The 25,102-nt window shown below is 56.8% G+C and carries 26 protein-coding genes; 20 read left to right on the forward strand and 6 right to left on the reverse strand.

Annotated features, from left to right (window positions below):
• From AC2FJZ_RS14675 to AC2FJZ_RS14685, 3 genes are read left to right on the forward strand one after another with little or no spacing between them, the layout of a single operon-like run.
• Positions 1–1,095, forward strand: a complete 1,095-nt coding sequence (locus AC2FJZ_RS14675; protein WP_050604997.1) for a microcin C ABC transporter permease YejB — start codon at positions 1–3, stop codon at positions 1,093–1,095.
• Positions 1,096–2,202 (forward strand): ABC transporter permease, encoded by a 1,107-nt coding sequence (locus AC2FJZ_RS14680; protein ID WP_050604998.1) that lies wholly within the window; start codon positions 1,096–1,098, stop codon positions 2,200–2,202. It abuts the gene before it with no gap.
• Positions 2,199–3,776 (forward strand): ABC transporter ATP-binding protein, encoded by a 1,578-nt coding sequence (locus tag AC2FJZ_RS14685; RefSeq protein WP_496778490.1) that lies wholly within the window; start codon positions 2,199–2,201, stop codon positions 3,774–3,776. The genes AC2FJZ_RS14680 and AC2FJZ_RS14685 overlap by 4 nt, the downstream gene beginning before the upstream one ends.
• A gap of 24 nt (positions 3,777–3,800) precedes the next feature.
• Here the strand turns inward: AC2FJZ_RS14685 and AC2FJZ_RS14690 are convergent, their stop codons facing one another.
• Together AC2FJZ_RS14690 and hemN are read right to left on the reverse strand one after the other, a co-directional pair.
• Complete coding sequence (locus AC2FJZ_RS14690) at positions 3,801–5,729, reverse strand: elongation factor G (protein ID WP_496778492.1); 1,929 nt, start codon at positions 5,727–5,729, stop codon at positions 3,801–3,803.
• Positions 5,730–5,939: 210 nt separating this feature from the next.
• On the reverse strand, positions 5,940–7,295 hold the full coding sequence (gene hemN, locus AC2FJZ_RS14695; protein WP_496670003.1) for an oxygen-independent coproporphyrinogen III oxidase: 1,356 nt from the start codon (positions 7,293–7,295) through the stop codon (positions 5,940–5,942).
• A gap of 61 nt (positions 7,296–7,356) precedes the next feature.
• On the opposite strand from hemN, the gene fnrL reads away from it, so the two are divergent.
• Both fnrL and AC2FJZ_RS14705 read left to right on the forward strand, forming a co-directional pair.
• Complete coding sequence (gene fnrL / locus AC2FJZ_RS14700) at positions 7,357–8,100, forward strand: transcriptional regulator FnrL (protein ID WP_050605040.1); 744 nt, start codon at positions 7,357–7,359, stop codon at positions 8,098–8,100.
• Positions 8,101–8,173: 73 nt separating this feature from the next.
• Positions 8,174–8,290 carry a GlsB/YeaQ/YmgE family stress response membrane protein gene (locus tag AC2FJZ_RS14705; protein WP_496778494.1) on the forward strand — a complete coding sequence of 39 codons (117 nt, stop codon included), beginning with the start codon at positions 8,174–8,176 and terminating at the stop codon, positions 8,288–8,290.
• Positions 8,291–8,335: 45 nt separating this feature from the next.
• Here the strand turns inward: AC2FJZ_RS14705 and AC2FJZ_RS14710 are convergent, their stop codons facing one another.
• Positions 8,336–9,175 (reverse strand): universal stress protein, encoded by an 840-nt coding sequence (locus AC2FJZ_RS14710; protein ID WP_050605003.1) that lies wholly within the window; start codon positions 9,173–9,175, stop codon positions 8,336–8,338.
• A 200-nt stretch (positions 9,176–9,375) separates the two neighbouring features.
• Here AC2FJZ_RS14710 and ccoN point away from each other — a divergent pair, with 200 nt between their 5' ends.
• The 11 genes from ccoN (at position 9,376) to nusG (ending at position 18,447) form a co-directional block, all read left to right on the forward strand.
• The gene (gene ccoN, locus AC2FJZ_RS14715) at positions 9,376–10,983 is read left to right on the forward strand and encodes a cytochrome-c oxidase, cbb3-type subunit I (RefSeq protein ID WP_496670001.1); all 1,608 of its coding nucleotides are present in this window, start codon (positions 9,376–9,378) and stop codon (positions 10,981–10,983) included.
• Between the two features lie 14 nt (positions 10,984–10,997).
• Positions 10,998–11,726: a cytochrome-c oxidase, cbb3-type subunit II gene (gene ccoO, locus AC2FJZ_RS14720; protein ID WP_496670000.1), complete on the forward strand. Its 729-nt coding sequence runs from the start codon at positions 10,998–11,000 to the stop codon at positions 11,724–11,726.
• A gap of 12 nt (positions 11,727–11,738) precedes the next feature.
• A complete protein-coding gene (locus tag AC2FJZ_RS14725) occupies positions 11,739–11,924 on the forward strand; it encodes a CcoQ/FixQ family Cbb3-type cytochrome c oxidase assembly chaperone (protein ID WP_050605006.1) in 186 nt (61 codons plus the stop codon).
• A complete protein-coding gene (gene ccoP, locus AC2FJZ_RS14730; RefSeq protein ID WP_496778496.1) occupies positions 11,921–12,784 on the forward strand; it encodes a cytochrome-c oxidase, cbb3-type subunit III in 864 nt (287 codons plus the stop codon). The genes AC2FJZ_RS14725 and ccoP overlap by 4 nt, the downstream gene beginning before the upstream one ends.
• 174 nt (positions 12,785–12,958) lie before the next feature.
• The gene (locus AC2FJZ_RS14735) at positions 12,959–13,096 is read left to right on the forward strand and encodes a hypothetical protein (protein ID WP_496778498.1); all 138 of its coding nucleotides are present in this window, start codon (positions 12,959–12,961) and stop codon (positions 13,094–13,096) included.
• Positions 13,097–13,202: 106 nt separating this feature from the next.
• Positions 13,203–14,630, forward strand: coding sequence for a cytochrome c oxidase accessory protein CcoG (gene ccoG / locus AC2FJZ_RS14740; protein WP_496778500.1), 1,428 nt, complete (start codon positions 13,203–13,205; stop codon positions 14,628–14,630).
• Positions 14,631–14,632: 2 nt separating this feature from the next.
• Complete coding sequence (locus AC2FJZ_RS14745) at positions 14,633–15,091, forward strand: FixH family protein (RefSeq protein ID WP_496778502.1); 459 nt, start codon at positions 14,633–14,635, stop codon at positions 15,089–15,091.
• A 3-nt stretch (positions 15,092–15,094) separates the two neighbouring features.
• Complete coding sequence (locus AC2FJZ_RS14750) at positions 15,095–17,272, forward strand: heavy metal translocating P-type ATPase (RefSeq protein WP_496778504.1); 2,178 nt, start codon at positions 15,095–15,097, stop codon at positions 17,270–17,272.
• A gap of 5 nt (positions 17,273–17,277) precedes the next feature.
• Positions 17,278–17,436: a cbb3-type cytochrome oxidase assembly protein CcoS gene (gene ccoS, locus AC2FJZ_RS14755; RefSeq protein WP_008757036.1), complete on the forward strand. Its 159-nt coding sequence runs from the start codon at positions 17,278–17,280 to the stop codon at positions 17,434–17,436.
• 91 nt (positions 17,437–17,527) lie between these two features.
• On the forward strand, positions 17,528–17,725 hold the full coding sequence (secE, locus tag AC2FJZ_RS14760; protein WP_050605011.1) for a preprotein translocase subunit SecE: 198 nt from the start codon (positions 17,528–17,530) through the stop codon (positions 17,723–17,725).
• 188 nt (positions 17,726–17,913) lie between these two features.
• Complete coding sequence (gene nusG / locus AC2FJZ_RS14765) at positions 17,914–18,447, forward strand: transcription termination/antitermination protein NusG (protein WP_050605041.1); 534 nt, start codon at positions 17,914–17,916, stop codon at positions 18,445–18,447.
• Positions 18,448–18,567: 120 nt separating this feature from the next.
• On the opposite strand, the gene AC2FJZ_RS14770 is transcribed toward nusG, so the two are convergent.
• The 3 genes from AC2FJZ_RS14770 to AC2FJZ_RS14780 all read right to left on the reverse strand — a co-directional run bounded on the left by AC2FJZ_RS14770 (position 18,568) and on the right by AC2FJZ_RS14780 (position 21,743).
• Complete coding sequence (locus AC2FJZ_RS14770) at positions 18,568–19,332, reverse strand: hypothetical protein (RefSeq protein WP_157054226.1); 765 nt, start codon at positions 19,330–19,332, stop codon at positions 18,568–18,570.
• A complete protein-coding gene (locus AC2FJZ_RS14775) occupies positions 19,329–20,189 on the reverse strand; it encodes a hypothetical protein (protein WP_496778507.1) in 861 nt (286 codons plus the stop codon). The genes AC2FJZ_RS14770 and AC2FJZ_RS14775 overlap by 4 nt, the downstream gene beginning before the upstream one ends.
• Before the next feature lie 342 nt (positions 20,190–20,531).
• Positions 20,532–21,743 (reverse strand): peptidoglycan-binding domain-containing protein, encoded by a 1,212-nt coding sequence (locus AC2FJZ_RS14780; RefSeq protein WP_496778509.1) that lies wholly within the window; start codon positions 21,741–21,743, stop codon positions 20,532–20,534.
• Positions 21,744–22,192: 449 nt separating this feature from the next.
• On the opposite strand from AC2FJZ_RS14780, the gene rplK reads away from it, so the two are divergent.
• The 4 genes from rplK to rplJ all read left to right on the forward strand — a co-directional run bounded on the left by rplK (position 22,193) and on the right by rplJ (position 25,071).
• Complete coding sequence (gene rplK / locus AC2FJZ_RS14785) at positions 22,193–22,642, forward strand: 50S ribosomal protein L11 (RefSeq protein ID WP_037314971.1); 450 nt, start codon at positions 22,193–22,195, stop codon at positions 22,640–22,642.
• 1 nt (position 22,643) lies between these two features.
• The gene (gene rplA / locus AC2FJZ_RS14790; protein ID WP_496778511.1) at positions 22,644–23,342 is read left to right on the forward strand and encodes a 50S ribosomal protein L1; all 699 of its coding nucleotides are present in this window, start codon (positions 22,644–22,646) and stop codon (positions 23,340–23,342) included.
• 128 nt (positions 23,343–23,470) lie between these two features.
• Positions 23,471–24,229 (forward strand): nuclear transport factor 2 family protein, encoded by a 759-nt coding sequence (locus AC2FJZ_RS14795; RefSeq protein WP_496778513.1) that lies wholly within the window; start codon positions 23,471–23,473, stop codon positions 24,227–24,229.
• Between the two features lie 323 nt (positions 24,230–24,552).
• The gene (gene rplJ, locus AC2FJZ_RS14800) at positions 24,553–25,071 is read left to right on the forward strand and encodes a 50S ribosomal protein L10 (protein ID WP_496778515.1); all 519 of its coding nucleotides are present in this window, start codon (positions 24,553–24,555) and stop codon (positions 25,069–25,071) included.
• The last annotated feature ends 31 nt before the right edge of the window (positions 25,072–25,102 follow it).

The raw sequence follows: 25,102 nt of genomic DNA on the forward strand, positions 1-25,102 counted from the left end.
ATGGGCGCCTATATTCTAAGACGCTTGTTGCTGATCATTCCAACCCTTTTGGGTATCATGATCGTCAACTTCACGCTGGTACAATTCGTGCCGGGTGGACCGGTCGAACAGATAATCGCGCAGATCGAAGGGCAGGGTGACGTCTTTGCAGGATTTGCGGGTGGGGGTGATGCTGGCGCTGGTTCTGAACCCGGAGGCGGCGTTTTCGACGACAAATACGTCGGCGCGCGGGGCTTGCCGCCCGAGTTCATTGCTGAACTTGAAAAGGAATTCGGCTTTGACAAACCGCCGCTGGAGCGGTTCGTGATCATGATGGGTAACTATCTGACACTGGATTTCGGGCAAAGCTATTTCCGTTCGATCAGCGTGATTGATCTGGTGCTTGAAAAGATGCCGGTTTCGATTTCGCTGGGCTTGTGGTCAACGTTGATTGCCTATTTGGTTTCGATCCCATTGGGCATTCGCAAAGCGGTCAAGGACGGCTCGCGGTTCGATACCTGGACCAGCGGGATGATCATTGTGGCTTACGCGATCCCGGGCTTCCTGTTTGCCATTTTGCTGCTGGTGCTGTTCGCTGGTGGATCGTATTGGCAAATCTTCCCGCTGCGCGGTCTGACTTCGGATAACTGGGACAGCCTGAGTTTCTTCGGCAAGATCGCGGATTACTTCTGGCACATTGCGTTGCCGACAATTGCGCTGACAATCTCGGCCTTTGCGACTCTGACACTACTGACTAAGAACTCGTTTCTGGATGAAATCAAAAAACAATATGTCATGACGGCTCGAGCCAAGGGCCTGAGTGAAAGCAAGGTGCTCTATGGCCATGTGTTCCGTAATGCGATGCTGATCGTGATCGCCGGTTTTCCGGCTGTTTTCATCGGCGTGTTCTTTGGTGGGTCGATCATTATCGAGACGATTTTCTCGCTCGACGGTTTGGGCCGTCTGGGGTTCGAAGCAGCCGTGGCGCGGGATTATCCGGTGATCTTCGGCACACTGTTCATCTTTGGCCTGATGGGGCTGGTCGTCGGCATCATCAGCGATCTGATGTATGTGCTGGTCGATCCGCGCATCGACTTCGAAAAGCGGGAGGGGTAAATGGCACTGTCCCCTCTGAATCAGCGTCGCTGGAACAACTTTTGCCGCAACAGGCGCGCTTTCTGGTCACTCATTATCTTTTCGGTACTGTTTGGCCTATCTCTGTGCGCTGAGTTCATAGCAAATGACAAACCCATCCTCGTGAAGTACCGGGGTGAGTTTTATGCGCCGATCTTCAACTTCTATGCTGAAACCGAATTCGGTGGGGACTTCCAGACCGAGGCGATCTATCGCGATCCTGAAGTTCAATGCCTGATCGACAGCGGCGGCCTGGAAGAGTGTTTCGACGATCCCGAAGGCATCATCGAAAAGATTGACGCCGGGACTTTCCAGGCGGAAGGATTCGAGCGCGGCTGGTCGCTTTGGCCGCTGATCCCATATTCCTTCAACACTTCGGTAGACCGACCAGGTGCTGCACCCTTGCCGCCCAATGGTCAGAACCTGCTGGGCACCGATGACACCAAACGCGATGTACTGGCCCGGGTGATTTACGGCTTTCGCCTGTCGATCCTGTTCACTCTGATTGTTACCGGCGCCGCCAGTCTGATCGGTATTTTCGCCGGGGCCCTACAGGGGTTCTTTGGCGGTTGGCTTGACTTGATTTTTCAGCGGATCATCGAGATCTGGTCAGCGACCCCGTCTCTTTATGTCATCATCATTATGTTCGCTGTTCTGGGTCGAGGTTTCTGGCTGCTGGTTGCATTGATGATCCTGTTCAGTTGGACCGGGTTGGTGGGCGTTGTGCGTGCCGAATTTCTAAGGGCCCGGAACCTCGAATATGTTCGCGCCGCGCGGGCGCTGGGCGTGAGCAACATGACGATCATGTTCCGCCATATGCTGCCCAACGCGATGGTCGCCACGCTGACCTTCATGCCGTTCATTGTTACAGGAACAATCGGTGGTCTCGCCTCGCTCGACTATCTGGGTTTTGGCTTGCCATCCTCGGCCCCGTCGCTGGGGGAACTGACCTTGCAGGCCAAACAAAACCTGCAAGCCCCGTGGCTGGCTTTCACAGCCTTCTTCACCTTTGCCATCATGCTGTCGCTGCTGGTCTTCATTTTCGAAGGCGTGCGGGATGCGTTTGATCCTAGAAAGACCTTCTCATGAGCTTGCTGGATGTGAACAACCTCAAGGTCTCGTTCCGGCAGGACGGTCAGGTCAGCGCTGCTGTCAAAGGCGTGTCCTTTACCGTGGATCGAGGTGAGACCGTTGCGTTGGTGGGCGAGTCCGGGTCAGGGAAATCCGTGACGGCTTTGTCGACCGTTTCACTGCTGGGTGACAGCGCACTGGTCGAAGGGTCTGTGACCTACGACGGACAAGAGATGATCGGCGCCTCAGAACAGCACCTGATGGATGTGAGGGGCAACGACATCAGCTTTATCTTTCAGGAGCCGATGACCTCGCTGAACCCGTTGCACACCATTCAGAAACAGATGGCTGAATCCCTGGCCCTGCATCAGGGTGTTGCCGGTGACGCGGCGCGTGGTCGGGTTTTGGAGCTGCTGAACAAGGTTGGTATCCGCGACCCCGAGGACAGGTTGGACAGCTATCCGCACCAGCTGTCGGGCGGACAGCGGCAGCGGGTGATGATCGCTATGGCGCTGGCCAACAAGCCGGACATTCTGATCGCCGATGAACCGACGACTGCGCTGGACGTCACCATTCAGGCGCAGATTCTCGAATTGCTGGCCGAATTGCAGAGATCCGAAAACATGGGGATGCTGTTCATCACCCATGACCTGGGCATCGTGCGCCGGATCGCTGACCGGGTCTGTGTGATGAAGGATGGTGAGATTGTCGAAACCGGCGTGACGCAGGACATCTTTGACAACCCACAGCATCCCTATACCCGCAAACTTTTGGCGGCGGAACCTTCGGGCCAGCCCGAACCAGTTGCTTCAGACGCGGAAGAGGTTGCGCGCACTGATCACTTAAAGGTCTGGTTCCCGATCCAGCGCGGATTTCTGAAGCGTACAGTTGGCTATGTGAAGGCGGTCAATGACGCCACGCTCAGCGTACGCGCGGGAGAGACTCTGGGGATTGTCGGCGAAAGCGGCTCGGGAAAGACCACGCTGGCACTGGCGATCATGCGGCTCATCGCGTCCGAAGGAGCCATCACCTTCCGTGATCAGGATGTGCGAAGATGGTCCACGAAAGAGCTGCGCCGCTTGCGCAAAGACATGCAGATTGTGTTTCAGGACCCGTTCGGCAGTCTCAGCCCGCGCATGACCTGTCAGCAGATCATCGCGGAAGGTCTGGCAATTCACAACATTGACCCTCATCGCGCGCCGCGTGAACTGGTTGCTGAGGTGATGACCGAAGTGGGGTTGGATCCCGCGGCAATGGACCGATATCCGCACGAGTTTTCAGGTGGTCAGCGCCAGCGCATCGCTATTGCACGTGCGATGGTTTTGCGACCAAAGCTGCTGGTGTTGGACGAACCGACCAGCGCGTTGGACATGACGGTTCAGGTTCAGATCGTCGATCTGCTGCGCGATTTGCAAAAGAAATACGGACTGGCATACCTGTTCATCAGCCATGACCTGAAAGTGGTACGGGCGATGTCGCACAATGTGATCGTCATGCGAAACGGAGATGTGGTCGAAATGGGCACGGCAGAGGATTTGTTCGAAAATGCCCAGACCGACTATACCCGCGAACTAATTGCGGCGGCGGGCTGAGACCAGCCCGCCTTCTTCAGCCCTTTACGCGCTTGCCTTTTCTTTGGTCGCGGCTTTCGGCACTGGCCCACGGAGCTCTTCATAGTGGTCAAAGTTCAGCTTCACCCATCCGGTTCCTCGCGTGGCACTGGCGAGCGTGCGATGCAGTTCATCCTCGGAAACGGCAGGAATCTGAGCATTGAAGATTTCCCAGCCTGATGCGTTGGGATTGCCTTCAAATCCCAGAACCTGCCCTTGTAGCGAGCTGATTGTTGGCACGAGATCGCCCACAAAATCGGATGGCAGGTGAATTTCAGCGGTCAGGATCGGTTGCAGGACCACCGGTTTGGCCTGAGGCAGCGCTTCGCGTACGGCATTCTTACCTGCGGTACGGAAGGCGTAATCCGAACTGTCCACGTTATGGTGTTTACCGTCGCTCAGGGTGACTTTCACATCGACCACGGGAAAGCCTTCGGGGCCTTGTTCCAGCGCGTCCTTGGCACCGTGTTCGACGGAGGGGATGTAGTTCTTGGGCACCGCACCGCCCTTGACCACCTCTTCGAACTGGAACCCCGATCCGCGCGGAAGAGGCGCAACCGAGATCACCACATCCGCGAACTGCCCGGCCCCACCGGATTGTTTGCGATGACGGTGGCGATACTCGACAGGTGTTCGAATGGTTTCGCGATAGGCGGTTTCGACCTGGTCCGCTTCGATCTCGATTCCAAAGTCCTGGGCCAGCTTGGCTGTCACCCGGCGCATATGTTGCGGCCCCTGTGATCCAAGGATCAAATGACCGCTCAGCTCGTCCTGCTGCAAGTGCAGGCCGGGGTCGATCTCGGCCAGACGGCTCATGGCGTTGGACAGGCGCACATCGTCCCGCTCATGCGCAGGTGAGACGATCTGCCGATGCGCGACCGGGTGTGATGCCGCCCATTCCGGCAATTCCGTCGCTGAATTGCTATCGTAAATATAGCCAGGGTTAAGGTGATCGGATTTCACCGCCAGGCCAATCTGCCCAGCTTCCAGCGTGGTGATTTGGGTCTTGGCATCCAGCGTTGTCAGGTTTCCGACGGTCTCGCCCCCCAAAGCCTCGTGCGCTTTCACGCCATCCCCGAGGCCTCGCAAAACGACGATCTTTCCGATGTGCTTTTTGACGTCAGCAAAACCGGCAATGGCACGGGCACTGTCCGCGGCTTCGTCCCGCCCGGCGGCGATATTAAACTCAGGTGCTTCGTGCCGCAGTGCTTTCATCAGGCGGGTCAATCCGTTGCCGTGGCTCGCGGCCCCCAGACACGCAGGAATCAACTGGTGATTTTGCAGGACCTGCGCGGCCAGATCATAAACCTCGTCACTTGGCGGCTGTTTGTCTTCGATCAGCTGTTCCAACAGATGGTCGTCGAAATCAGACAGGGTTTCCAGCAACTCGGTCCGGGCTTCCTGTTCGCGGTTTTCGACGGATTGAGGCAGTTCGATCAGGGCCGAGGGTTGGCCTTCCTGATACTTCCAGGCCCGTTCCGAAATCAGATCGACCGCACCGATGATCGTGTCTCCTTCGCGGATCGGCACCTGACGCAGGGCGATGTGATGGGTGCAGTATGTTTGCAGGGCTGCGATGATGTCACGGATACGGCCATTGGGGCTATCCATCCGGTTGATGAACAGAAAGCAGGGGATGCCTGCTTCTTCCGCCAGTCGCAGGTAAGGCGCGCACAGAACGGCGGCATTGGGATCGGGGGGTACAACCACGACGGCCGCGTCCGAAATGGCCATTGCAGGCCCGACATAGGCCAGCGCATCGCCGCCCCCATCAACGTCGATCGCGCACCATGGCTCGTCCAAGTAAGAAAAACCGTGCAAGTGCACGGTTCCGGAAACATCGAATGTGGTGGGGCGCCCGTCGAGGCGGCTGATGGCCTCGACCAGGGTAGACTTGCCCGATTGGCTGGGCCCGAGGACGGTGAAAACGCGCATGAGTGTTGTCCCTCTTTCAGGTTGCAGAATGGCTGCACGAAAGGGACTGACCGACGCGTTTGCGACGACAAGGATTGTCTGTATTTGCCCGCCTCAGGGTGCAGAGTGAAACTTCACCCTACAGCATGAGTGTGGGAAAAACCGCAGGCGCGCGTCAAGCCCCTGATGTGTTATGCGCTTCACGGGCCAAATGCTGCCCGCAGAAAAAGATCAGATGGCCGAACTGTGCCCGGCTTTGCTGAGGTCATAGGCATCAAAACTACGAGCGATCATTCGAATCAGCGCACGCGCTTCGGGCGGCACGAAAAGCCCTTCTTCGGTGATCTGCAGTAGCCCGTCGAAAGACGTATTGGCAGCGCGATACATCTCGTCCAGTTCAGTGGCAGATACATCGTGATCCCGCAGAATTTCTGCCGTGTTGATCTTGAAATCGCACATTAGCGCCTCAATCAGGCGTGCACGCAGAATGTCCTGACCTTTGAACAGATGTCCGCGTGAGGTTGAAAACTGCCCGTTGCGAATGGCTTTGGTATGGGCCGACGTAGCCGGAGCGTTCTGGGCGTAGCCTTGCGGGAAGCGCGAGATTGAGCTGGCTCCGACACCGATCAGAACGTCGGCCTGATCGTCGGTATAGCCCTGAAAGTTCCGCTTGAGACGGCCAGCATGCAACGCGTGGGTCAAGCCGTCATCCTGCGTGGCAAAGTGATCGATGCCGATCTCGGCATATTTGTCCCACAGGAACAAACGCCGGGCTGTTTCGAACAGCTCGAGTCGTTGTTCAGGCGTGGGCAGAGCGTCCGACGGGATCATCTGCTGGCGCTTGGCCATCCAGGGTACATGCGCATAGCCGTAAAGCGCCACGCGATCCGGGCTGAGCGAAAGCAATTTCTGCACGCTTTCCGTCATGCGCGCTTTGGTCTGATGTGGCAAACCGTATAGGATATCTGCATTCAGGCTGGTGATGCCACGCTCGCGGATCATATCGATGGCGTCGCGCGTAGTGTCGTAGCTTTGAATGCGACCGATGGTTTTCTGGATTTCGTCGTCGAAATCCTGCACTCCGATAGAGGCACGGTTCATACCTGCGTCGGCCAGCGCGTCCAGACGGGCCTCATCAATTTCGTTCGGGTCGATCTCGACCGAGAATTCGGCATCAGGCCCCATCGGCACAATACCCAGTATATGCTGAGCCAGTTCGCGCATCAGTTGCGCGTTCAGCAAGGTTGGCGTGCCGCCACCCCAGTGCAGACGCGACAGCACCACACCCTCGGGCAAGCGTGCTGCAAGCAGATCCAGCTCGGCTTTCAGAACGTCCACATAGGCAATAACCGGGTTGTCGGTTTGGGTTCCTTGTGTCCGGCAAGCACAAAACCAGCACAGCCTGCGGCAGAACGGAACATGGACGTATAGGGAAATGGCGCTGCCGGGTTTGATGCCCGAAATCCAGTCGCCAAACGTGTCCTCTCCCACATCGTTGCTAAAGTGGGGGGCGGTGGGGTAGCTTGTGTAACGCGGTACTTTCGCGTCAAAAAGTCCAAGCTTTGCCAATTGTGGTTTCACTGTCATGGCGATACCCTTATGGGACAGCCAGCTTGGTTGCTTTGATGGAGATCAAGTGGGAACGCGCATGACAGTAAAAGCACAGTTTGATCACTCCAACTGCGAAGACTGCCCGATCCGACATCGAGCCGTCTGTGCCCGCTGTGATGCCGATGAGTTGGAAGAGCTTGAAAGCATTAAATATTACCGCAGTTTCGAGGCGGGTCAGACCATAATTTGGTGCGGCGATCAGATGAATTTTGTGGGCTCGGTTGTGGCCGGGATCGCGTCATTGACACAAACAATGGAAGACGGCCGGACCCAGATGGTGGGTTTGCTGCTGCCTAGTGATTTTGTCGGCCGCCCCGGGCGAGAGGCAGCGCCCTATGATGTGCAGGCGACCACGGATGTCGTCATGTGCTGTTTCCGTAAGAAGCCGTTTGAAGAATTGATGGCAACAACACCGCATATCGCGCATCGCCTGTTGCAGATGACATTGGACGAGCTTGACGCCGCCCGTGAATGGATGCTGGTGCTTGGACGCAAGACCGCGCGGGAGAAGATCGCCAGCCTGCTGTCGATTATCGCGCGTCGGGATGCGTCGATCAGCCAGAAAGGCCTGACGGGATCGATTGTGTTCGACCTGCCCCTGACCCGAGAGGCCATGGCGGATTACCTTGGTCTGACGCTTGAAACCGTCAGCCGTCAGATCTCGGCCCTGAAAAAGGAAGGTGTGATTACGCTCGAAGGCAAGCGCCACGTAACAATTCCTGATCTGGGTCGTCTCATGGAAGAGGCTGGTGATGATTCGGATGGCGGCTTTCTGGTCTGATCCCTGTCCGTTGTGACGTGACACAGTTACCGCGATCTTTCGATCCCGGCTTTGAACAACTCAGGAGCTTGGCATGATTTTTCCTGCACTTGGCTTTTCGGTGGGCGGAGGGATCTTTTCGTCGATCCTTTTCGCGACCTTGGGGGCGGTGATCCTGTTGTTTGTGATCGGCCTTATCCGCAAAGCATAACGAAAGCCGCCGTCTTGGGCGGCTTTTGATTTTTCGAGTCCCAGTTCAGTGCGCGAGGAACACGGGGACGGATGACTGTTCCAGCATGTTACGGGTCGCACCGCCGAGTATTGCCTCGCGGAAGCGCGAATGACCGTAGGCGCCCATCACGATCATATCCGATTCTGTGTCTGACGCATGACGGTTCAGTATGTCTGACACACGTGTCATGGTCTTGCTGAGCACATCGATCTCGCATTTGACCCCGTGACGGGCCAACATCTGAGACAGCATCCCGCCTGGATCTGACCGGTCTGGCCCGTGGCGTGGCGGATCGATAACCACGATTCGGACCAGTTCAGCCTGTTTCAGGAAGGGCAGCGCGCGCCGTATGGCACACATTGCTTCAACGCTTTCATTCCAGGCGATCATCACATTGAGTGGTTCTTTCAGTGGCGGGGTGTCCTCTGGAACCACCAGAACCGGGCAGTGTCCTTCAAACATTGCGGCTTCGATAATGGGTTCAGCTTCGGCCCCGCGATCCTTGCCGTAAGGGTGCGGCAAGACAACGAGGTCTGAAAAGCGCGCCCGATGCGCGACATGCCTGCCAATATCGGCTATCTGCGCCACGCCTTGTTCAGCGGACCAGCGAACGCCGGATTTGCCCAGAAAATCCTGGGCAAATGTCAGCAACTCCTGCGCTTCGGCGTTGGCCCGCGCAAGTGTCTCTTGGACGATCAGAGCGTTGGCTCCGGCGTAATAGTAACCGGTTTGGCTGCGATCGACGCCAAGACACAGCGCCTCGGCATGGGCATCCTGCGATTCCGCCAGTGCGACCATCTGTGCGAGAGCAGCCGGTGCTGTCTGCGATTCGGTCATGACAGTGAGAAGAGATTTGTACGCCATATTGACCTCTTGTTTCGGGCATTTGGTCTCATGTGACCAGTTGGCCTATTTCCTCTACAATGCGTGTCACAGAAAACGCAGAACTGTCTTGATACAGATCAAAGCAGTAGTAGCCGCCGTGCTTCAGAACGGCAGCCAGTCAAATAGGTTTCGCGTGTAAAAGAATCAATAACGCGCGGAGCACGGCAAAGGGACGCAATATGTCGAATTACATCAAGCTGATCGTGCTTGGTCTGATCGCGCTATTCGCAGCGATCGGAACCAACTATGCACGCGATTTGGCGTATCAGGTGCATGCGCTGCTGGTGATGATCATCGCCGGCGGCTTGTTCATCTGGACGCTTCGAAACACCGATGAGCCAGATATTCTTGTCGACCGTTCGGCGGAATACATGGATGACGTGATCCGCTATGGCGTGATCGCGACGGCCTTCTGGGGCGTGGTTGGATTTCTGGCAGGCACCTTCATCGCCTTCCAGTTGGCCTTTCCCGTGCTCAACTTCGAGTGGGCTCAAGGGTATTTGAATTTCGGACGTTTGCGGCCTTTGCACACATCGGCAGTGATTTTTGCATTTGGCGGTAACGCGCTGATCGCAACCTCGTTCTACGTGGTGCAGCGCACCAGCGCTGCGCGCCTATGGGGCGGTAACCTCGCATGGTTCGTATTCTGGGGTTATCAGCTGTTCATCGTGCTGGCCGCAACCGGCTATGTCTTGGGCGGAACGCAGTCTAAGGAATATGCCGAGCCTGAATGGTATGTCGATCTGTGGCTAACCATCGTCTGGGTTGCCTATCTGGCGGTCTATCTGGGCACGATCATCAAGCGGAAAGAACCCCATATCTATGTGGCCAACTGGTTCTATCTGGCGTTCATAGTCACCGTTGCGATGCTGCACCTGGTCAACAACATGACCATCCCCGTCAGCATCTGGGGTTCGAAGTCGGTTATCGTCTGGTCGGGCGTGCAAGACGCCATGATCCAGTGGTGGTACGGCCACAACGCTGTGGGCTTCTTCCTGACTGCGGGCTTCCTGGGCATGATGTATTACTTCATCCCGAAACAGGCCGAGCGTCCGGTCTTCTCGTACAAGCTGTCGATCATCCACTTCTGGGCGCTGATCTTCCTGTATATCTGGGCCGGTCCGCACCACCTGCACTATACCGCGCTGCCTGACTGGGCGTCGACGCTTGGCATGGTGTTCTCGATCATTCTGTGGATGCCGTCCTGGGGTGGCATGATCAACGGCCTGATGACCTTGTCGGGTGCATGGGACAAACTGCGCACAGACCCTGTGATCCGGATGATGGTGATCTCGGTCGGCTTCTACGGCATGTCCACCTTTGAAGGTCCGATGATGTCGATCCGCGCTGTGAACAGCCTTTCCCACTACACCGACTGGACCATTGGTCACGTGCACTCGGGTGCACTGGGCTGGAATGGCATGATCACCTTTGGTGCGCTGTACTTCCTGGTGCCTGTTCTGTGGAAGCGCGAGCGTCTGTACTCGCTGCAGATGGTCAGCTGGCACTTCTGGCTCGCCACCATCGGCATCGTGCTCTATGCCGCGTCGATGTGGGTGACCGGCATCATGGAAGGCCTGATGTGGCGTGAAGTGGATGCCAACGGCTTCCTGGTGAACTCGTTCGCCGATACCGTGGCTGCCAAGTTCCCGATGTATGTGGTGCGTGCTCTGGGTGGCGTCCTGTTCGTCGCTGGTGCTGTGATCATGTGCTACAACCTGTGGATGACTGTGTGGAAAGCGCCGGCCAAAGAGGCCAGCCTGACCGTCGCGGTCCCGGCTGAATAAGGAGGGACGGAGCAATGGCAATTCTCGACAAACACAAGATCCTCGAGACCAACGCGACCCTCCTGCTGGTCTTCAGCTTTCTGGTCGTGACTATTGGTGGCCTCGTGCAGATCACCCCACTGTTCTATCTTGAGAACACCATCGAAAAGGTGGAGGGCATGCGCCCTTACACCCCTCTCGAGATGGCTGGGCGTGATATCTATATCCGCGAAGGCTGCTATGTCTGCCACAGCCAGATGATCCGCCCGATGCGGGACGAGGTCGAACGCTATGGTCACTACTCGCTGGCGGCGGAATCGATGTACGATCACCCGTTCCAGTGGGGATCAAAACGTACAGGACCGGATCTGGCGCGTGTCGGTGGCCGCTATTCGGATCAATGGCAGGTTGATCACCTGCGGGATCCGCAATCCGTGGTGCCGGAATCGGTGATGCCGAAATACGGTTTCCTTGAGCATCGCAAAATTGACGGCAAATACATCGGTGATGTGATGGCCGCAAATGCTCTGGTCGGTACGCCTTATACCGAAGAGATGCTGGAGAATGCGCAAGCTGACTTCCGCGCTCAGGCCGATCCGGACAGCGACTATGACGGTTTGCTGGAGCGCTATGGTGACAAGGTCAATGTGCGCAACTTTGACGGCCAGCCCGAGCTGACCGAAGCTGATGCGCTGGTTGCTTATCTGCAGATGCTGGGCACGCTGGTCGACTTTTCGACCTTCACCCCGGACGCAAGCCGCTAAAGGAGGATAGTGATGGAAGAATACACAATTCTCAGGCAGTTCGCGGATAGCTGGATGCTGCTGTTGTTGTTCGCCTTCTTCGTTGGCATCGTCATCTGGGTTTTCCGTCCCGGTGCCAGCAAGGAATACAAGGACACTGCCAACATCCCCTTCCGGCATCAAGATAAACCCGCCACATCCAAGGAGGCGCGGCAATGAGCAAGACACCTGAAAAACAGCCGGGTGATCCGAATACAACCGGGCACAGCTGGGACGGGATCGAAGAGTTCGACAACCCGATGCCGCGCTGGTGGCTATGGACATTCTATGTGACCATTGTCTGGGGCGTGATCTACACGATCATGTATCCTGCATGGCCACTGGTGCAATCAGCAACCGCTGGCGTCATGGGGTGGTCTTCACGGGCACTGGTACAGCAGGAGATGGTCGCGTTCGAAGAGGCAAATGCACCCTGGAACGCCAAGTTGGTGGAAACACCGCTGGAAGACATCGCGAAGGACGCTGAACTTCAGCAATATGCTGTGAACTCTGGTGGTGCCGTATTCCGCACCTGGTGCGCACAGTGCCACGGTTCCGGTGCACAGGGCGCGCCTGGTTTCCCGAACCTGCTGGATGACGCATGGCTCTGGGGTGGTACGATGGAAGATATCGTCTACACTGTCAGCTATGGTATCCGGAACGAAGAAAGCGACGATGCGCGCTATTCCGAGATGCCTGCCTTCGGAGAAATCCTTGAGCATGACGAAATCACGCAGGTGGTGCAGTACGTCATGTCGCTGAGCAACGCACAGACCAACGATGCAGCGGCGCAGGCGGGCAAGGTTGTCTTCGAAGACAATTGCGCTTCATGCCATGGTGAGGAAGGCACAGGTGACATCTTCCAAGGTGCGCCGAACCTGACCGACGCCATCTGGCTTTATGGCGGCAGCGAAGAGGCTCTGACCGAAACAGTGACCAATAGCCGCTTTGGCGTCATGCCGAACTGGGATACTCGCCTGACCGAGGCGCAGATCCGTGCTGTATCCGCCTATGTCCACCAGTTGGGCGGTGGTCAGTAAGTTACAAAGAACACTTTCGGGCGGTTCGCTGCCCGAAGGCTGTGGCACCGGCTGTTCCATCTGTTCGCGCGTTTCCTGAACAGCCGGTGCTCACTTTCCGCAAATTCCAATTACGCAGTCTTACAGGCTGGTGCTGCGTGGGCTGGGTCGCTGCGTTCAGATGGCTAAAGTCTCATGCTGCGACAATTGGTCGGCATGTGGCGGGCGGCAGACGCGCAACTGGGCTGGTATCGCGACAAAAGCCGTTTTTCTGCTAAAATGAGTGAAAACCGGGCAAAATATGTCTGGTCCGACGCGCCAGAGATCGCCTGACTTGCGAAAGATGTTTGTTCGATGCGCGTTTTGACCCATGTCAAAGTTCGCTTGACCGTGATCTGGAACAAGACGCCTTCAGAAGACCCATTTGTGGAGCCAGCCAGTGAGCGATTCCGATCCCGCCCCCAGCCTTTACGTAGCCAGAGAACCGATCTTTCCCAGACGTGTCTCAGGGCCGTTTCGGAACCTGAAATGGATCATTCTTATTGTGACACTGGGCATCTATTATGTGACGCCCTGGATCCGGTGGGATCGCGGCCCCAGTCTGCCGGATCAGGCGGTATTGCTGGATCTGGCGAATCGACGGTTCTATTTCTTCTGGATCGAAATCTGGCCCCACGAATTCTACTTTGTCGCAGGTCTGCTGATCATGGCCGGTCTGGGTCTGTTCCTGTTCACCTCGGCCCTTGGGCGTGTCTGGTGCGGGTACGCCTGCCCGCAAACGGTTTGGACCGACTTGTTCATTCTTGTTGAGCGATGGATCGAAGGGGATCGAAACGCCCGCCTGCGCCTGCACCGCCAGGAAAAGCTCGATTTCCGCAAGGCCCGTCTGCGGGCCACGAAATGGGCCGTCTGGTTTCTGATCGGTTTGGCGACAGGAGGGGCCTGGGTTTTCTATTTCGCAGACGCCCCGACGCTTTTGATGGATCTGGTCACAGGCAATGCGCATCCTGTGGCATACACGACGATGCTGATCCTGACCGGCACAACGTTCCTCTTTGGCGGTTTCGCCCGCGAACAGATCTGCATCTACGCCTGCCCCTGGCCACGCATTCAGGCGGCAATGATGGACGAAGATACATTGGTAGTCGGCTATCGCGAATGGCGGGGCGAACCGCGGGGAAAAGGCAAGCGGACAGCGGATTCCGAGTTGGGGGATTGCATCGACTGCATGGCCTGCGTGAATGTCTGCCCTGTCGGGATCGACATTCGCGATGGTCAGCAGCTTGAATGCATTACCTGCGCCCTCTGTATTGATGCCTGTGACGACATGATGGCCAAGATCGGTAAGCCTCGTGGGCTGATCGACTACATGGCCCTCAGCGATGAAACGCGCGAGCGGTCGGGCCAGCCGCCTAAAAACGTATGGAAACACGTATTCCGCGCCCGCACGATCATGTACACGGCCATGTGGTCGCTGGTGGGCTTTGCCTTGCTTTTTGCGCTGTTCATCCGTTCGGAAATCGATCTGACTGTTGCACCGGTACGCAACCCGACTTTTGTGACCCTGTCCGATGGTACGATCCGCAACACCTACGACGTGCGGCTGCGTAACAAACATGGCGAAGATCGTCTGTTCACTCTGTCTCTGACCGGGGATCCGGCAATGCGACTGGAAATCGAGGGTACGAACCTGCACACTGTGAATGTTCCGGTGGATACGGCACAATTGACCCGTGTGTATATTATCTCGTCCCGCGACTCGGGCCCTGCCGGAGCGGACTCGACACCGGTGCGCATCTGGGTCGAAGACCTGAGCAGCGGTGAACGGGCCTACAAGGACACCACGTTTAACGGACGGGGGAACTGATCATGTCGGAACGGAAGTTCACTGGAAAACACGCTTTGGCGGTGTTTGTCGGTGCCTTTGGCGTGATCATCGCCGTGAACCTTGTCTTGGCCTACAGCGCGGTCAAGACCTTCCCTGGGCTTGAGGTCAAGAATTCATATGTGGCCAGTCAGGAATTCAACGAGCGTCTGAAAGTACAACAAGCGCTGGGTTGGACTGTTCAGGCCGAAACCAAAGGTGGGTTACTGATCCTTCACATCACCGACGAAAGCGGCGCGCCGGTTCAGGTAAGTGAATTGAACGCCGTTGTGGGCAGAGCGACCCATGTGCGCGAGGATTTCGCGCCGGATTTCATCTTTGACGGAACGACCTATGCCGCGCCTGCCACGTTGGGCGAAGGCAACTGGAACATTCGTCTGGTGGCGCGGGACAGTGATGGCGCCGAGTTCTCGCAGCGCGTTCCGCTCTATGTGAAGGGATAAGCGATGACGGCGCAGCTTTCTTCCGGTACCGCAGCCTGCCCGGGCTGCCTTGCGGCCCCGGCGGAACCCGCCCAGCCCATACCGAAGGACGTGCAGCTTGCCCTGTCTTTGCCAGGCATTCACTGCTCGGCCTGTATCGCGACGGTCGAACGGGAACTGAACGCGCATCCCGGTGTTGAAGATGCGCGGGTGAACCTGACCCTGAAACGCGCGATGATCAAGGCTGCGCCGGAAACACGCGCTGTCGACCTGATCCCGGTGCTCGAGAAAGCCGGTTTTGAAGCGCATGAGCTTGATCCGGGTGCCTTGTCGGCCACTCAGACAGACAAGGCAGGGCGCGACTTGCTGATGCGCCTGGCGGTGGCCGGGTTTGCATCCATGAACGTGATGCTGTTGTCGGTGTCGGTCTGGTCGGGTGCCACGGACGCCACGCGTGATATGTTCCACTGGATCTCTGCCGCGATTGCTCTGCCAGCCATTGCCTTCTCGGCTCAGCCTTTCTTTGCCAATGCCTGGAGCGCATTGCGCGTCCGCCGTCTGAATATGGATGTGCCAATTGTGCTGGCGATCCTGTTGGCGCTGATTACATCACTGTGGGAAACAGCGCTGAGCGGCGAGCATGCCTATTTCGATGCGGCCCTGACCCTGACCTTCTTCCTGCTGGCGGGACGTTATCTGGATTACCGCACCCGCGCCGCAGCCCGATCTGCCGCCGAAGAGCTGACGGCGCTTGAGGTGCCGCGTGCCATCCGTTTGGTAGATGGCGTAGAGCAAGAGATCGCGGTTGCTGAACTGATGGTGGGCGATTTGATCCTTGTGCGCCCCGGTGGTCGTATGCCCGTGGATGGTGAGATCATGTCTGGCCAGTCCGAACTGGACCGGTCACTGCTGACCGGAGAAACGGTGCCTGTGTTTGCCGAAACCGGCCAATTGGTCAGCGCGGGCGAGGTCAACCTGACCGGTCCCCTGACACTCCGTGCAACAGCTGTGGGTGAGGATACGTCGCTACACCGCATGGCGGATCTGGTGGCAATCGCTGAGTCCGGGCGGTCGCGCTATACTTCGTTGGCAGACAAGGCGGCCAAGCTTTATGCGCCCGGCGTGCATATCCTTTCAGCGCTCAGCTTTGTGGGCTGGTACATTTATTCGGGCGACATCCGCACAGCGCTGAACATCGCGGCAGCGGTTTTGATCATCACCTGCCCCTGTGCCCTGGGTCTGGCTGTTCCAGCGGTGACAACCGCCGCGTCGGGCCGGTTGTTCCGCAAGGGCATGTTGATCAAACATTCAACCGCGCTGGAGCGGCTGTCCGAGGCCGACACGGTGGTGTTCGATAAAACGGGTACCCTGACTTCGGGCGCACCCGAACTGGTCAATCTTGGCGATCACACGCGCGCAAAGGTCGAAGTTGCCCTGGCGCTGGCCGATGCATCGGCACACCCTTTGTCCGTGGCCTTGGCGAAAGCCGCGCGTGAGGCCGGGATCAAACCTGCCAACGTGCGGGGCGTCGTTGAGGTTCCGGGATACGGCACCGAAGGTGAATACCGTGGTCAACGCGTACGTCTGGGTCGGGCGGCTTGGATTGGGGCAGTGCAGGGCAATGAAACCTCAGCCTGGCTGGCGATTGGCGATCATGCACCTTTGGCTTTCCGCTTCTCGGACGCGTTGCGTCCGGGTGCGGCCGAGGCGGTCGACGCGTTGCGTGTTTCGGGCAAGCATGTGGTTCTGATGTCCGGCGACTCGCAGGGGGCTGTGCGCGCATTGTCTGAAAAGCTGGGGATCACCGACTGGATTGCCGAGGCTTTGCCGCAGGACAAGGCGCTGCGCATTCAGGAGCTCAGCGATCAGGGCCACCATGTCTTGATGGTAGGCGACGGTCTGAATGACACGGCAGCCCTGGCAGCGGCGCATGTATCGATTTCACCGGCGTCAGCGCTGGACGCGGCGCGGGTGGCTTCAGACATTGTACTGTTGGGCAATGACCTGTCCCCCATCGCGGACGCCTGTGACACGGCGGTTAAGGCGACAAAACGCATTCGCGAAAACTTCCGCATCGCGACCGTCTACAACGTGATTGCCGTTCCGTTGGCGGTGATTGGACTTGCAACACCATTGATCGCGGCGCTGGCGATGTCGACCTCGTCTATCACCGTGTCGCTCAACGCCCTGCGCCTGAGGTAAACCGGATGGAAGTTCTTGCATACCTGATCCCGATTTCCCTGTTGCTGGGCGGCGTTGGTCTGGTCGCCTTTGTCTACACCGTCCGGTCGAACCAGTATGAAGACCCTGAAGGCGATGCGCGTCGGATTCTGAACGATGAGTGGGACGACAAACCCAAACCCTGACCGCTCAGGGCAGAGTTGATCCAACTGCTCTTGAAATTGCCGCAATGCCCGGCTATGTCCGGGCCATCCGCTAGCAGAGAGAACACGCCAAATGGCCACCACCAACCCGATTCAGTTCATTCAGCAAGTCCGTGCCGAAGTTTCCAAGGTCGTTTGGCCGACCCGGCGCGAGGTGCTGTTGACCACGGTTATGGTTTTCATCATGGCAGCCCTTACAGCTGTATTCTTTGCTTTGGTCGATCTGGGCATCCGGGGTGGCCTTCAGCTGATCCTGGGCGCGTTCAGCTAAGCGCGGATACGCGGCTGCCCCCTTGCACAGCGGGCAATGTCAGAGTAGTTGACACAGGACTATTCGGAATAGGCGTGTGGCGATTCGGGCCGCGCGCCGCTTTTTATTCCGGATAACGTGACAGGATTTTAATGACGGGTGTATCCGGCAAACGCGATACCCCGAAGACAGACAAGGACGACAGGTTCATGGCGAAACGGTGGTACTCGGTCAGCGTTCTTTCGAATTTCGAAAAGAAGATCGCAGAACAGATCCGCACGTCGGTGGTTGAGCAGGGCCTTGAGGACGATATCGACGAAGTATTGGTGCCCACCGAAGAGGTGATCGAAGTGCGTCGCGGCAAGAAAGTCACGACTGAACGCCGCTTCATGCCCGGCTACGTGTTGGTGCATATGGAAATGTCGGATCAGGGCTATCACCTGATCAACTCGATCAACCGCGTCACCGGTTTCCTGGGCCCGCAGGGTCGCCCAATGCCGATGCGCGACGCCGAGGTGAACCAGATCCTCAACCGCGTTCAGGAAGGTGAAGAAGCACCCAAGCTGATGATCACCTTCGAAATCGGCGAGAAGGTCAAGGTCAACGATGGCCCGTTCGAGGATTTCGACGGCATGGTCGAGGGCGTGGACGACGACAACCAGAAACTGAAGGTCTCGGTTTCGATCTTTGGTCGCGAAACCCCGGTCGAGCTGGACTTTACGCAGGTGACCAAACAGGGCTAAGCGCTGTATGCTTGTAATAAACGCCGCGATGCTTCGAGCATCGCGGCGTTTTTTTGTTTTGGTGCCCCACTTTTTCACCCAGCACCAAGGAGCGGTCCAAACGACAAGGCGTAGTCTTTGCTAGGGTCGGCCCGGAATAAGTTCTTGTTGTTGAAGAACTGTCAGAATGTCGAGGATTGTCGAAGGGCTGACATCAACGGATCCGTCCAGAAAAACGCCAAGACCGCCTTCTCCGATCTCACGCGGGCCGCCTTTTTCATACGCTGGATCAAGTGACGCAAGCTCTGCCGGCAGTTCCGGGCATAACGGGGTTTCGTTCAGTACAAGATCCACGGCAGCCAACATCAACTCCTTTACGGAGTCCAAAGTGTCGTCTTCCAGCAGTTGCTCTCGCTGTTCTTCGGGGGCCGTGAGTGTAAGATCAATGAGTTTGAAATAGGCGCAGTTATCACGCAATTCGACAGTTGCTTCGGTGGACATTTTGGCCAAGATAGCTCTTTTTTCTTCGCCGCGCTGAAAGTCGCGTTCGCTGGTGCGGCTGCATTCGAAGATCGTGACTGTTACATCCCCATCCAGATCTATCGCATCGTCCTCGGCTTTGAAGCTCAAGTCGTCAAGTCGGACTTGCAGACCACAATTGTCGACGATCGCATTGTCAGCCAACCGCTCAGGCACAATTTTCTGAATTTCGCGCAGATCGAGAAGGGCACCAACCCCGATCCGAGTGGGCGCAGCAGCAGTGAGGTTCAGATCAAGCGTATATGGCAGTTCGGTATCGCGAACGGGTAGTGTTGCGTCGATGACAAAGTCCACCTCTTGCGCGTCGGGTGCTCGGGCGTCCAGAAAAGCTGCCATAAGGGCTGGTAGAATAAACCAAAGTCTCATTCAGCAAACTCCAACACGCCAAGTTCCTTTAACCCGGCAAGGACTTTAACTATCGTCTCGGCGCTTACATCGGCCGAACCGACAACAGCAGCGCCCATTCCTCCTGGTGCAATTTCGCGTGTTCCACCGGTCTCGTAAATCGGATCAAGCACAGAAAACTCTTCAGGCAGTGGCGGACAAACCGGATTGGCTGCCAAGAACTCACCACCCTTTTCAAGAACAGCTTCGTTGATACGGTTGGTCAGGCCGAAAAGGTTGGTAACAGCTCCGATGAACCCGCGCGGGCTAAGGTCGGCACTTTCGATGCTGAATGTTAGGCATTGGCCCTTAACTTCTGCCTTGGCGACTGCAATCGCATCCACCGTTGCCCCGAAATACTGAAAGCCAGGATCTTCATTTCGCTTGCACCGCGTAAACCGGGCGCGGGCGGAACCTTCAACCCTTACGGTTTCACCGATTGCGGTGACATCTCGGATCTCGAGATAGATCTGGCGCTTACAGCTTTCTTCCAAGGGGCCAGTCAGTATCTGAGGCGCCTTTTCCTGCAATCCGCGCAAGTCCATGAACGCCCGCAATCGCAGGCGGGTTGGACTGGATTCCTCTAGGCCGCCGTAGACGGTGAAGGGCACGGGAATGTCGCGCAGGGGAACTTCCTTGGTCAGTTTGACTTGAAAGCGACCGGCATAGGTGGCGGGATCAATTCCTGCCGTGTTGAGTGACGAAGCGTTTTTGGACGCTTCGGTTTGGGCAATTGTCTCGGACACCACACCCTGATCTTGGGCTTTGCTGCCGCATCCGGGCAACATAGCAATAAGAACGCTGACCAGTAGCCCCTTGTTTAGTCGAGATGATGCCATCCCAGACCGCCCCTTCTGTAACCAAGTTGCCCTAAGATACCCACCGGTGCTCCTTAAGCAACGTATGTCTTTGAAAACTTTTTGTTTCACGTGCAAATACTGGCGATTTGGTCCGATCAGAGCCAAATACGGTTGCTCTGGAGTATTTCGCCAGTCTCTTTCCAACGTCTTCGGTCCGGTATCATCGCCGATGTTATCGCCTTCGAACAAAACTCATTGGTGGGAAGAGGCGTGGATCAAGCTGAGCTTTGCTGAATGCACGATGCTCAGAGCGACTTTAGCAACGCCGCGAAGCTTTAGGCTCCGCGGCGTACTTTTAAAATTGGATTTCTATGTGTGAATCTACTGCGCCTGAACCATAGCCGCGCGCAGCAGTTGTGGGCGATCGGTCTGGGACGGCAAGAATACGGCTTGCGATCCGGCGTCGAGTGCCGAAAGGCTCGCATCATACCACTGCATCGCCAGATCACGACGCTCCTGCACGCCGAAGCCTTCGCGCAGGTGGTGACCAATCAGCTCTCCGTAGGCGGGTTCACCCATAGCGACCAGCATAAGCGCAGAACCAACAGCGGTATCCATGTTGTCCTGACGGTAGCCAATCGCAAGGCAGACTTTGCTTGTTGCTGCAAGATCTTCGGGGCTGAGTCCGGAATCCAGCGCAAGCTTGCGCATCTGGGTCTCTGCGTCGGATTTCGAGTTGAGAGACAAGGCGACAACTTGCGGTGCCAACATGTCGCCGTACGAGTCGCACTGGGCCGCCACCTGATCCGGCGTCAACCCCTGAACATCCTGAAGCAGTTCTTCGCCGCGCGCCATTGCGTAGCTACGTGCAAGGCAGAACTGCTCGCTGAGCGCGAAGTCAGGGTCGGGCATGTTCGACAGAGTTGTATAGCCGCCATTGGTCGATGTTTGCAGCATGACACCACTGCAGCGATTGGCCAGCGATTGGCCTCCAGTTCCGCCGGAAAACAGGCTCGGCAGACTGGTAGATTGTGTTTCGGCAGTGGCCGTCTCTGGCTCGACCTCCTGAGGCGTAGCAACCGGTGTGGTCTGTGCGGGCGCCTGAGGTGCCGCAGCCACAGCAGATCCGCTATGGAGTTTTTGGCGGTACGCCATAAGGAGAGGCTGGCCCGAAAGTTGCATTGTGGCTTGTCCGCCGCTTGTCGCCCAGTAGTAGGCTTGCATCAGAAAGTCGTTTTGATACGGCTGGAAGTCATACCCGTTCACGGGATAACCCATTGTAGCTTGATAGCGCTCGATCGCTGATCGGGTGCCACGACCGACCTGGCCATCGACACGCCCGGCGTTATAGCCGAAATAGTTGAGCGCCGTTTGGGTTTGCGCCCCTTGTGTGGTCGACGGAATACCCGGTCGGTACGTCCGGGTTGTTGTCCGTGCCTTTTTCTTCTGCTGGTCCTTTCCGATCGCGTAACCTACCACCCCACCGACAACGGCGCCGCCGAGGAAATCACCGGCGTCTGCTTGGGCTGTCTGAGGCGTGGATGCGGCGAACGAGACTGCAATGACAAGTGTTGCTGCTAAACGAAAAATCATAATTAACCTCCACCAGAAATAACTATTTTCACAGAGTATAGCACAGCCAAGGCGCGCGCGGGTATCAAAGCTGTTGAATGGCTGAAGCTCGGGTTGTTTGCCAGCCAGCTTGCGTGTTTTGCGGCGGTGTTTTTCCAAGTAGTATAAGTTATTAACGCCTTATTGTATCGTGGCATGCTGAACGTCCGGAACCTCTCTGGAATGACGGAAAGGATCGCTTGCGAAGTGCCCTCGAAGCCTACGCCTTGCTTTGTACGCGTGGGGCCGATTCTATGATTCCGAATTGGGGTGCGGCCCACTTGCCAACCCCTTCGTTCCGCTATACATGCCGCACTATCGTCTTCGGGCGAGATTCTCTCGTGGGAGATTGCAGGGATCGCGATCCCGGATCGGACCACGCAACATAAACCGGGTGGAACGCGTTTCACCTACGTTGAAAGGAAAACCAAATGGCCAAGAAGCTTGCTGGTACAATGAAGCTGCAGGTTCCTGCAGGTCAGGCGAACCCGTCGCCGCCAGTTGGTCCGGCGCTGGGTCAGCGCGGCATCAACATCATGGAATTCTGCAAGGCGTTCAACGCCAAGACTGCAGACATGGAGCAAGGCGCGCCTTGCCCGACCGTGATCACCTATTATCAGGACAAGTCCTTCACCATGGACATCAAGACGCCGCCCGCGTCTTATTACCTGAAAAAAGCCGCTGGCCTGAAGCCGGTTGGCAAGCGTAACCGTCCCCGTGGCGCGGAAAATCCCGGTCGTGAGACCGTGGCCACCGTGACCAGCAAGCAGGTTCGCGAAATCGCCGAAGCCAAAATGAAAGATCTGAACGCCAACGACGTCGAAGGCGCAATGCAGATCATCCTGGGCTCGGCCCGCTCTATGGGCATCGAGGTGAAGTAAGATGGCAAAACTTGGTAAACGCACCCGCGCTGCGCGCGACGCTGTCGCTGGCAAGGAAAACCTGTCGGTCGAAGAAGCAGTTGCCCTGGTCAAAGCCAATGCAACCTCGAAATTCGACGAGACCATCGAAATCGCACTGAACCTGGGCGTTGATACGCGCCACGCGGACCAGATGGTTCGTGGCGTTATCGGTCTGCCGAACGGTACCGGTAAAGCGATGCGCGTTGCTGTTTTCGCTCGTGGCCCCAAGGCGGACGAAGCGAAAGAAGCTGGCGCAGATATCATTGGTGCAGAGGACCTGATGGAAACCATTCAGGGCGGCACTATCGAATTCGATCGCTGCATTGCAACCCCGGACATGATGCCGATCGTCGGTCGTCTGGGCAAGGTTCTGGGCCCCCGCAACCTGATGCCGAACCCCAAGGTTGGCACCGTGACCATGGACGTGAAAGCGGCCGTGGAAGCAGCCAAAGGTGGTGAAGTTCAGTTCAAGGCGGAAAAAGGCGGTGTTGTACACGCCGGTGTTGGCAAAGCGTCGTTCGACGAAGCCAAGCTGGTCGAAAACGTCCGCGCCTTTGTCTCGGCTGTGGCCAAGGCGAAACCGTCGGGCGCCAAAGGCACCTACATGAAGAAAATCGCGCTGAGCTCGACCATGGGCCCTGGCGTGACTCTGGACGTGGCAGAAGCATCGGGCGAATAAGTACCGGCGTTCAGCTTTGAAAAATTGATCCCGGGTGGTGCGAACTGCCCGGGATTTTCTTTTCTTGCGTTCGATGCAAATGTGGTCCGGTATCCAATGCTGTGCTCATAAACAATCGGAATCAAGCCATGGAAACCAAGCGCGAACTCCTTCGAAGGTTCCTCAAAGGCTTGGAGACCGGTGACGCTATGGCGGCTGCTGTGGTCAATGAAAAGAAGTACATACAGCACAATCCCCAAACCCACGAAGGCAGTGAAGGTATTGCAGACTTGTTCGCGCGCTTGTCCAAGACATCACCCAAGGTGACGTTTAAGCGCGTGTTCGAAGACGGTGATTTTGCCTTTGCGCATATCGAATACGATTTCAGCAGTCTGCGTGCAGCGTTTGAGGTGTTTCGGTTCGAAGATGGTAAAGCTGTAGAGCATTGGGACAACATTCAACCTTTGCGCGGCCCTAACCTGTCTGGACGCGGAATGCAGGATGGCCACGCTGTAATAACGGATTTGCAGAAGACGGAAGAAAATCGAGCGATTAGCAGTTTGTTTGTCAAAGATGTGCTGATCAAACGCCGGTTTGACAGGTTGGCGGACTTCGTTGCCGAGGACCTGAAACAGCACAATCCGGATATGGCCGACGGTATTTTAGCCCTCAAAGGCGTGTTGGAGGGCAAAAACGAAGGCGAACCGGTATTTGTTTACGCGCAATTGCACAGGGTTTTAGCTGAGGGCAACTTCGTTCTTTGTGTATGTGAAGGTCAGAGAAGTGGAGTGCATTCCAGCTTTTACGATCTGTATCGTTGGGATGCTGGTCGCATCGTCGAACATTGGAGCACAATCGAAGACGTTCCGCCACGCGAGGAATGGAAGAACGACAACGGAAAGTTTTGAAGCTGCGGTCGGAAACCAACTGTTGTTTGATCCGATCTGAAAGCAATTTACCCCTTGGAAACCCCGCCTAACTGCCCTAAGTAGGGCTACGAAATAAAGCGTGCGATTCGTCGTGCGCTTTATTTTGTTTCGTCCAAGACGGTGGGTGGTGCCATTCGGCCCCTTAATTCCCTGCCTGAGACGGGTAAGACCAAAGAATTTCGGGGGCTCTGGCCCTCGGGCGAATTTTGGCTCAACCCCGTAACAACGGACCTGAACGCTGGGGCGCAAGCCGCAGCAAATATGAGCCGGGGTGAGATATCGCCCCAAACTTGGAGAGAACTGTGGATAGAGCCCAGAAAGAGAAAGTGGTCGAGGAACTCGGCCAGATCTTCGAAAGCTCTGGCGTCGTGGTGGTTTCGCACTACGCCGGTCTGACAGTTGCCGAGATGCAGGACCTTCGCGCACGTGCTCGTGACGCGGGTGGCGCCGTGCGTGTTGCCAAGAACAGGCTCGCCAAAATCGCCCTCGACGGAAAGCCATGTGCAAGCATTGCTGACCTGCTGACGGGTATGACCGTTCTGACCTATTCCGAAGACCCCGTGGCAGCAGCCAAGGTGGCCGAGGACTTCGCCAAGGATAACAAGAATTTTGAGATTCTTGGTGGCGCAATGGGTGAGAACGCTCTGGACCGCAAAGGCGTCGAAACAGTTTCGAAAATGCCGTCTCGCGAGGAGCTTATTGCTTCGATCGTGGGCTGCATTGGCGCACCTGCTTCGAACATCGCCGGCGCGATTGGCGCACCTGCAAGCAACATCGCAAGCATCCTTTCCACCATCGAAGAGAAGGCGGAAGCTGCGTAAGCGGTTGGCACTGAATGATCTGCGTAGGGCA

Source organism: Ruegeria sp. CDSA079 (genome assembly GCF_059612245.1).

What these genes read in the sequence shown, in the direction of transcription:
- AC2FJZ_RS14745 (WP_496778502.1), top strand. Translation starts at nt 14,633, where the DNA reads ATGTCGGAACGGAAGTTCACTGGAAAACACGCTTTGGCGGTGTTTGTC.
- ccoP (WP_496778496.1), top strand. Translation starts at nt 11,921, where the DNA reads ATGAGCAAGACACCTGAAAAACAGCCGGGTGATCCGAATACAACCGGG.
- fnrL (WP_050605040.1), top strand. Translation starts at nt 7,357, where the DNA reads ATGACAGTAAAAGCACAGTTTGATCACTCCAACTGCGAAGACTGCCCG.
- ccoO (WP_496670000.1), top strand. Translation starts at nt 10,998, where the DNA reads ATGGCAATTCTCGACAAACACAAGATCCTCGAGACCAACGCGACCCTC.
- ccoN (WP_496670001.1), top strand. Translation starts at nt 9,376, where the DNA reads ATGTCGAATTACATCAAGCTGATCGTGCTTGGTCTGATCGCGCTATTC.
- AC2FJZ_RS14735 (WP_496778498.1), top strand. Translation starts at nt 12,959, where the DNA reads ATGCTGCGACAATTGGTCGGCATGTGGCGGGCGGCAGACGCGCAACTG.
- AC2FJZ_RS14690 (WP_496778492.1), bottom strand. Translation starts at nt 5,729, where the DNA reads ATGCGCGTTTTCACCGTCCTCGGGCCCAGCCAATCGGGCAAGTCTACC.
- AC2FJZ_RS14710 (WP_050605003.1), bottom strand. Translation starts at nt 9,175, where the DNA reads ATGGCGTACAAATCTCTTCTCACTGTCATGACCGAATCGCAGACAGCA.
- AC2FJZ_RS14750 (WP_496778504.1), top strand. Translation starts at nt 15,095, where the DNA reads ATGACGGCGCAGCTTTCTTCCGGTACCGCAGCCTGCCCGGGCTGCCTT.
- hemN (WP_496670003.1), bottom strand. Translation starts at nt 7,295, where the DNA reads ATGACAGTGAAACCACAATTGGCAAAGCTTGGACTTTTTGACGCGAAA.
- nusG (WP_050605041.1), top strand. Translation starts at nt 17,914, where the DNA reads ATGGCGAAACGGTGGTACTCGGTCAGCGTTCTTTCGAATTTCGAAAAG.
- AC2FJZ_RS14775 (WP_496778507.1), bottom strand. Translation starts at nt 20,189, where the DNA reads ATGGCATCATCTCGACTAAACAAGGGGCTACTGGTCAGCGTTCTTATT.
- ccoS (WP_008757036.1), top strand. Translation starts at nt 17,278, where the DNA reads ATGGAAGTTCTTGCATACCTGATCCCGATTTCCCTGTTGCTGGGCGGC.
- AC2FJZ_RS14795 (WP_496778513.1), top strand. Translation starts at nt 23,471, where the DNA reads ATGGAAACCAAGCGCGAACTCCTTCGAAGGTTCCTCAAAGGCTTGGAG.
- AC2FJZ_RS14770 (WP_157054226.1), bottom strand. Translation starts at nt 19,332, where the DNA reads ATGAGACTTTGGTTTATTCTACCAGCCCTTATGGCAGCTTTTCTGGAC.
- secE (WP_050605011.1), top strand. Translation starts at nt 17,528, where the DNA reads ATGGCCACCACCAACCCGATTCAGTTCATTCAGCAAGTCCGTGCCGAA.
- AC2FJZ_RS14725 (WP_050605006.1), top strand. Translation starts at nt 11,739, where the DNA reads ATGGAAGAATACACAATTCTCAGGCAGTTCGCGGATAGCTGGATGCTG.
- AC2FJZ_RS14705 (WP_496778494.1), top strand. Translation starts at nt 8,174, where the DNA reads ATGATTTTTCCTGCACTTGGCTTTTCGGTGGGCGGAGGGATCTTTTCG.
- rplA (WP_496778511.1), top strand. Translation starts at nt 22,644, where the DNA reads ATGGCAAAACTTGGTAAACGCACCCGCGCTGCGCGCGACGCTGTCGCT.
- AC2FJZ_RS14680 (WP_050604998.1), top strand. Translation starts at nt 1,096, where the DNA reads ATGGCACTGTCCCCTCTGAATCAGCGTCGCTGGAACAACTTTTGCCGC.
- AC2FJZ_RS14675 (WP_050604997.1), top strand. Translation starts at nt 1, where the DNA reads ATGGGCGCCTATATTCTAAGACGCTTGTTGCTGATCATTCCAACCCTT.
- AC2FJZ_RS14780 (WP_496778509.1), bottom strand. Translation starts at nt 21,743, where the DNA reads ATGATTTTTCGTTTAGCAGCAACACTTGTCATTGCAGTCTCGTTCGCC.
- AC2FJZ_RS14685 (WP_496778490.1), top strand. Translation starts at nt 2,199, where the DNA reads ATGAGCTTGCTGGATGTGAACAACCTCAAGGTCTCGTTCCGGCAGGAC.
- rplK (WP_037314971.1), top strand. Translation starts at nt 22,193, where the DNA reads ATGGCCAAGAAGCTTGCTGGTACAATGAAGCTGCAGGTTCCTGCAGGT.